7 protein-coding genes and 1 pseudogene are annotated in these 6,576 nt (G+C 60.0%); 3 read left to right on the top strand and 5 right to left on the bottom strand.

Going from position 1 to position 6,576, the window contains the following annotated elements; all coding sequences use genetic code 11:
- The 4 genes and pseudogenes from FHR23_RS15480 to FHR23_RS15465 form a co-directional block, all read right to left on the bottom strand.
- Nucleotides 1-560: pseudogene (locus tag FHR23_RS15480) on the bottom strand (nitric-oxide reductase large subunit); the annotation flags it as partial.
- Between the two features lie 18 nt (nt 561-578).
- Nucleotides 579-1,043: a membrane protein gene (locus FHR23_RS15475; RefSeq protein WP_041575668.1), complete on the bottom strand. Its 465-nt coding sequence runs from the start codon at nt 1,041-1,043 to the stop codon at nt 579-581.
- Complete coding sequence (locus FHR23_RS15470; protein ID WP_012115018.1) at nt 1,036-1,329, bottom strand: TehB family protein; 294 nt, start codon at nt 1,327-1,329, stop codon at nt 1,036-1,038. The genes FHR23_RS15475 and FHR23_RS15470 overlap by 8 nt, the downstream gene beginning before the upstream one ends.
- On the bottom strand, nt 1,326-1,778 hold the full coding sequence (locus FHR23_RS15465; RefSeq protein ID WP_012115017.1) for a group III truncated hemoglobin: 453 nt from the start codon (nt 1,776-1,778) through the stop codon (nt 1,326-1,328). Before FHR23_RS15465 ends, FHR23_RS15470 begins: the two co-directional genes overlap by 4 nt.
- A gap of 80 nt (nt 1,779-1,858) precedes the next feature.
- Here FHR23_RS15465 and FHR23_RS15460 point away from each other — a divergent pair, with 80 nt between their 5' ends.
- The 3 genes from FHR23_RS15460 (at nt 1,859) to FHR23_RS15450 (ending at nt 5,679) form a co-directional block, all read left to right on the top strand.
- Nucleotides 1,859-2,308: an RrF2 family transcriptional regulator gene (locus tag FHR23_RS15460; protein WP_012115016.1), complete on the top strand. Its 450-nt coding sequence runs from the start codon at nt 1,859-1,861 to the stop codon at nt 2,306-2,308.
- A gap of 166 nt (nt 2,309-2,474) precedes the next feature.
- Complete coding sequence (locus tag FHR23_RS15455) at nt 2,475-3,896, top strand: IS1182 family transposase (RefSeq protein ID WP_184005790.1); 1,422 nt, start codon at nt 2,475-2,477, stop codon at nt 3,894-3,896.
- Between the two features lie 523 nt (nt 3,897-4,419).
- Nucleotides 4,420-5,679 (top strand): tyrosine-type recombinase/integrase, encoded by a 1,260-nt coding sequence (locus FHR23_RS15450; protein ID WP_184005788.1) that lies wholly within the window; start codon nt 4,420-4,422, stop codon nt 5,677-5,679.
- 82 nt (nt 5,680-5,761) lie between these two features.
- On the opposite strand, the gene FHR23_RS15445 is transcribed toward FHR23_RS15450, so the two are convergent.
- Nucleotides 5,762-6,508 (bottom strand): helix-turn-helix domain-containing protein, encoded by a 747-nt coding sequence (locus FHR23_RS15445; protein WP_184005786.1) that lies wholly within the window; start codon nt 6,506-6,508, stop codon nt 5,762-5,764.
- Nucleotides 6,509-6,576: the final 68 nt, after the last annotated feature.

Genomic DNA, 6,576 nt, shown 5'->3' with positions numbered 1-6,576 from the left:
GCCGACAGCTCGCCATAGACCGGGAAGGCATAGTCGCGGCGGAGCTTTAGCGAGGCAGGATCGCCGCCATCGTACAGGCTTACGAAATGCTGCTGTACCTGCCGGATCGCGCGCGCGCGGGTGTCGCTGACCGTGATGACGCCGGATGCAGGGTCGTAGGTGTTCCTACGCATCTCCTCCTGCAGCCCGGCCCTTCGCATAGCCTCCGCCTGCGTCGCGGACACGCCTGGGAGAGGTTGCGAGGCCGACAGGGCGAGCAATGCCTCCGCCTCGCGGTGCAGCCAGTCGGCGCTCCAGTCGGGCGCCAGATAGCTGCCATGGCCCCAGATCGAGCCCTGTTCCATGCCGCCGATCGACTGCCAGATATTCTGGCCGGTCTCGATGTCCGCGCGCGTGAACAATGTCTCGCCGCTTTGGGATTTCACCGCTTCGGGAATGGGCGGCGCCTGCTGGTAGATCTGCTGGCCCAGCAACAGTAGGATTCCGAACATGACCACCATGCCGACCGACAGGATGATCCACAGCCTTTTGATGCTGAATGTCGTTTGATAGCTCTTCATGCCCCAAACCCCCTCCGTTCAGAATAGTCCGTGACTACCGCCTACCGCGCCCAAAATTGTTATGATGCTGACGGCAAGTAATAACTGATGCAGCCGGATCATTCGAGCGAAATCCGCCTCTGGTGACTGTGTATTGGCGAGGCGGCGATGGAGATGCAGCGGCTCGATGACGAGCAACATCAGCGCAAACACGGTCCAGAGTGCGACCATCAGGTGCATCCACCAGAACCGGCCGTCGAGGAAGCGGCTCCACAGATCGGCGCGCGCCACCAGCCACAGGCCACTTGCGCCGGCAAGCAGAACCCACAGGCGTGCCTGCCAGGCAAAGCGCGCCTCCATCTGCTGAAAACGGCGCAAGCGATCCTGCGGCAGTTCCGTTGCCTTAAGCGTCGGCATCAGCACCCAGGTGACGAAACCGACGCCGCCTATCCAGAACAGGACCGCGACGACATGCACCGTGCGAGCAAGGGCGAAGTCATCCACGGTCCGCGTCTTCGACAAGCTCTGGGCGTTCCCGGTAGAACTCGACCTGCATCGTCATGGGGCCGAGCGGAACGACATGATGGGTTGCTTGCGGCGGGATGATCGCGGGCCTGTCGGGCGTCACGAGCTGCTCGCTCGGCGGATCGACGAAAACGAGCCGCACTTCGCCCTCCAGCATCCGCAGGAGGCCCCAGGTGCCTGCTTTGGTGCGATGATCGTTGCGCAGCGCGTCGGGTAGGCTTTGCTCATCGAAGATCGGCGATGCGCCGTAGGGGACCGGTGTCACGACGCGGCCCTCGCGGAAATGGCGGCCAGGCCGCCGCGGTCGATCTTGATGCCGGTCAGCAAGCTCTCGCCAATGCGCAGTGCCGCTTCGCGAAACCGATCCGCGACCGCAGCGTTCGGCGCGATCCGAGCAAGCGTCTGGTCCCAGAGCGACTGCCAGCGCGCGAAATGCGCCTCATCAAGCTCGCCGATCGCGATATGCTTGCGCATCGGATTGCCGCTGAACCGACCGGATTCGAGCATGATCGAGGCCCAGAAATCCTTCATCCGCGTCAGATGATGCGGCCAGTCGCCGATGCGCTCCGCAAAGATCGGGCCGAGCGTGTCGTCCTGGCGGACGGTGTCGTAGAAACTCTCCACAAGCTGCGAAATAAACGCATCATCGATCCCGCAGGCGAGCGCATCCGCCATCTTGCGTGCCCGCGCTTGCTCGGCATGGTTCGACGTCATTGCCTGCCTCGACTCGATTAAGATGTGTGCATGGTTTACGCGCCTTGGCGGATAAAATCAATATATGATATGCATCTTTTATGAGATTGTCCGTCCAGACCGACTATGCCCTTCGCACATTGATGTTCCTGGCCGTGAAGGACGGCCATCATTCGATCGCCGAGATCGCACACGCTTATGGCATCTCGAAGAACCATCTGATGAAAGTGGCGCAGCGACTGGCCGCGGAGGGATTTGTCGAGGGTGTGCGGGGCCGGAGCGGGGGCCTCAAGCTGGCGCGGCCCGCCAATGCCCTGAACGTCGGTTCGATCATGCGCATCATGGAAGACACCGGGACATTCGTCGAATGCTTCGACGCGGCGACCAACAGCTGCGTCGTGACGCCCGCATGCGGCTTGCGCCATGCCTTGGCAGGCGCGCTGGAAGCTTTCGCGCGACACCTCGATCAGTTCACCATCGCCGATCTCGTACCGGATTCCAAAAGCTACGGGTGGCAGCTCGACGCGCAAGCGGCCACTGCTTCGACGTAACGGAGAACCCGGCGATTCTGACCTCATCCTTCTCGGAAGCCCGCAACATCTGTAATGAGTTATTACGCCGCCTAGCGCAGATGTTCAAAGCCAAGAACAAGCTTTTACTAATGAACCTGTCAGTGTAGAATCCAATTATCTTCCCATCTTCCGCGCCGGGGTGTGCATGAGTTTTATTGAGGGACTCGCGCGAGATCAGGTCAACCTGCTTCCTCCTTGTGTTGATGACTATGTTTCCCCGGACGCATTGGTCCGAGTCGTCGATGCTTTTGTTACCAGCTTGAACTTGGCTGAGCTTGGCTTCGGTCGCGCTATCGCTGCGGTCACCGGCCGCCCTGGATACCATCCAGGCGATATGCTCCGGCTGTACATCTGGGGCTACCTCAACCAGGTACGGTCCTCACGCCAATTGGAACGAGCGTGTGTCCGCGACCTCGAAGCGCTTTGGCTAATGCGCCGGCTCGCCCCGGATTACCGAACGATCGCCTCCTTTCGTCATGACAATCCGGAAGCCATTGTCAGCGCCAGCGCTGCATTCATCCAGTTCTGCCGCGAAACCGGCTTGATCAGCGGTCGATTGGTCGCGCTGGACGGGACGAAGATGCGCGCGGTCGCGAGCCCAAAGAACATCGCTGGCGCCGACCGGCTGGCCCGTGACGTTGCGCACACCGAAAAGGAGATCGCCTACTACCTTGAACGGCTCGACATCATAGATGAGGCAGTGGCCCAGGGGTTCGACGATCAGCCCAAACATCGGGAGGCGTTCACCACTGCGATGGAGACCCTCGGGCGCCGCAAAGACAGGCTCGTGCGCCGGCAGGACATCCTGAAGGATCGCGACGAGACGGCTTTGGTCTTTGGCGAGTCCGACGCGCGGCCGATGGGCTATGGACGTTCTCCCAAGACACCCTGCTACAACATGCAAAGCGTGGTCGATGTAGATAGCGGCCTGATCATACATCACGACGTGACCAACGAGGCAAACGACAGCCAGCTCCTGCATCCAATGTCGATGGCGACGATGGAGGTGCTTGAGGTTGACGAGCTCAAAGTCCTGGCCGACGGCGGTTACTCCAACGCCCAGGCGGTCGCGCAATGCGAGCGCGACCATATTGAGGTCGCGGCGCCGATCAAACGCGGCGCCATGAGCACCGACTTTTTCCGGCCAGCGCAGTTCGTGTATGATGAGGAGACCGACACAATCCGGTGCCCCGCCGGCAAGACGTTGAGACCATCCGGCAAACATACCCGCAACCGTGCGATCCGATATAGAACGCCCGCATGCAAAGACTGTCGGCTGAAGAGCCGATGCACGTCCGGCGCCCAACGGACCATCCATCGGTTGTTCGATCAGGCGGCGCTGGATCGTATGGAGGCCAGAATCTACGCGGATCCGAGCTTGATGGTGACCCGCCGATGTACTGTAGAGCACCCCTTCGGCACGATTAAACGGATGTCCGGCGGCGGAAGGTTCCTCACGCGAGGTCTCAGAGCGGTAAAGGCCGAAGCGGCTCTCTCGATTGTCGCCTTCAACATCCTCCATGCAGTAAATGCCTTCGGTGCCGAGCGACTGACGCCAGCGGGGTGAGACGCGCGTCGCGGTGCTGGCGGCGGCGGATTAGACGAATGAGTTTTTGCACAGCCTGGGGGGCGGGAGCCGCCCGCTCGAAGGGGTAGCGGGAGACCGAAGGGCTCGCGCTCAGGGGAATGCTTTCCCCTTCCGGGCACCGAATTTCACCGCCAGTACCATCCGCTAACGCGATTTCTGGTGGATACGAATTGGATACGAGAGCCTCAAAGCGGACGCTCGTATCCAGCAAGCGGCGAGAAACGCCCCTGTATATTATTGATTTAATGAAGGAAACTGGAGCGGGCGAAGGGATTCGAACCCTCGACCCCAACCTTGGCAAAATGTCTGAGCAGCTTAGCCGTTGCTACGCCAGATAACGCTAAAGACCGATATCATGCTGTAATATAGTAATCTTTTTGGCTGAAACCTACGCCAGACCCGTCCATCGCTACGCCAGCTTTTCTCTTCGCTCGCTTACAATGTGCTTACATTGCCAACCGGAACCGCTTGTGTAAGCAAATTGTCCGAAAGGACGAACGGTATGGGCAAGCTCACAAAACGAAGCGTCGACAGCATGGCAATCCCCGCCAGCGGACAGACATTTCTTTGGGACGACGAACTTCGAGGCTTCGGTGTCCGGGCAATGCCATCCGGCCTCAAGGTCTTTGTTCTCCAGTATCGTAATGACGAGGGGCGCAGCAGGCGCATCGTCCTTGGGCGCTATGGCGTCCTGACCGTCGAACAGGCGCGCAAGCAGGCGATCATGAAACTTGGCGCGGTGGCCGGGGGCGACGATCCGGCGGAAGAACGCGCCCAGTCCCGCGCCGCAATCACCATCCGCGAAGTCTGTGACTGGTATCTGGAAAACGCCGAGTCCGGCAAACTTCTGGGCCGCAAGCATCGGCCAATCAAGGCATCGACACTCGCCATGGATCGCAGCCGCATCGAAACGCACATCAAGCCGCTCATCGGCACTCGGCAGGTCCGCTCGCTCCGGGTGTCGGACATCGAAAAGATGCAGATGGATATCGTTGCCGGACGAACCGCCAAGCCAAAGGAAAATGGAGGGCGCGGTGGGCGGACAACCGGTGGCCCAGGCGTCGCAGGGAGAGCCGTCTCCACCCTCCATGCGCTTCTGGCCCATGCGATGCGATACGATATCGTCGAAAACAATCCCGCTGCCGGAGTCCGCAAGATCGCTGGCAAGCCGCGCACCCGGCGTTTGAGCGCCGCAGAAATCCGATCGCTGGGCAAGGCTTTCACGATTGCCGAACGCAATGGCGAAAATCCCACCGGACTTGCCGCGATCCGGGTGCTGCTGCTTACAGGCTACCGAATCTCCGAAGTCATCGGCATGCAGCGCAGTTGGCTGCATCCGGAAAAGGGCTACGTGCATTTCCCCGACACAAAGACAGACGGTCAGATCCGACCGATTGGTGAAGCCGCAATTGCCGTTCTCGAATCCGTTCCAAAAAAGCGCGCGCTACCGCTTTTCTTTGCCTCAGACTTCGTCGACCGACCGTTCTCCGGCGTTCCTGAAGTTCTCCGCGCACTCTGCACAATTGCCGGAATCGAAGGTGTGACCCCGCATGTGCTCCGCCACACGTTCGGCAGTGTGGCTGGTGACATGGGCTTCTCGGAACTGACCATCAAGGCGCTGCTGGGCCACGGTGCCCGTGGATCGACCCAGAACTACGTTCACCTGGATGAAGCGCTGCGGCTTGCAGTCGACCGCGTGTCGGGCAAGATCGCCAATCTGCTCGATGGAACCGATGTCACGATCCTCGACATTGCCGCATAATGATCGAGGTCAGTCAGCCGCAAGCCTGTTGTTGGTGTGCGCTGCCAGGCGCCAGACCTGTCGCAAATACCTACTCACAAAATCAAGGAACGAGCTCAGGTTTTCGCTCAACCCATTCTGGGCGGGGAGGAACGGTATTTCGGTCATAATACCCGGCCTGTTCGGCGAGCCTTGGCAGGTCCAGCAACGACACGCCTGATCGACCATGCGTGTCGATTATCCCAGCCTCTCTCAACTTGGTGAATTGCCGGCTGACGGTTTCGATCTTCAGCCCGAGGCTTTCGCCTATGTCTCCTCTCGACATGGGTAGATCGATCATGGGACTGGAACCCTCAGACGCGTCGAGCCGTTCCCACATCGCAAGGAGAAAGCCTGCAACCCGCTCGCCTGCGGACTTCTGGCCCAGATTGACAGCCTTGTCGCGGCACCGAAACAGGGCGGTTTGCGAGCGCTCGAGCAGCGCGCGCATGATCCATGGATTGCTCGCGGCCCGGTCATAAAATTCGCGTGCAGGAAAGGTTGTGAGCGTGCTTTCGCACAGTCCGATCAACATGTATCGATGCACGCTCACCGCCGGAACAGTGAATATGTCGCCGCCGAAATGAAAGGCAACAATTTGATGGCGCTCGCGCGATGCCAATGCGCCCAACTTGGTCGCACCACTCGCGAGAAAAACAAGGGTAGTATCGGCGGGATCGGTTTTGACTTCTTGCCCTCGTATCACATGCACCTGCGTTGCTAGTTCGCCGAGCTGTCGACCGATTTCTGCTCCGGGGTCAATCCCGAAGGTAGCACGCAGAAACACGTTGCAAGAGCCGAAGTTCGGCATGGCACCTCTCGTGAAGCGTTTGTCGCCTCCCACATACTTCGCGCTGGACAGCCGGGTCTTTGACCCAA

Source organism: Stakelama sediminis (assembly GCF_014199335.1).
In the GTDB taxonomy this organism is placed as follows: Bacteria; Pseudomonadota; Alphaproteobacteria; order Sphingomonadales; family Sphingomonadaceae; genus Sphingomonas; species Sphingomonas sediminis.
This window is presented reverse-complemented; position numbering and strand designations above follow the sequence as displayed.

Bases quoted from the DNA above. Each gene is read 5' to 3' on its own strand.
- FHR23_RS15465 (WP_012115017.1), bottom strand. From the start codon at position 1,778: ATGACGTCGAACCATGCCGAGCAAGCGCGGGCACGCAAGATGGCGGAT.
- FHR23_RS15445 (WP_184005786.1), bottom strand. From the start codon at position 6,508: ATGCCGAACTTCGGCTCTTGCAACGTGTTTCTGCGTGCTACCTTCGGG.
- FHR23_RS15450 (WP_184005788.1), top strand. From the start codon at position 4,420: ATGGGCAAGCTCACAAAACGAAGCGTCGACAGCATGGCAATCCCCGCC.
- FHR23_RS15455 (WP_184005790.1), top strand. From the start codon at position 2,475: ATGAGTTTTATTGAGGGACTCGCGCGAGATCAGGTCAACCTGCTTCCT.
- FHR23_RS15460 (WP_012115016.1), top strand. From the start codon at position 1,859: ATGAGATTGTCCGTCCAGACCGACTATGCCCTTCGCACATTGATGTTC.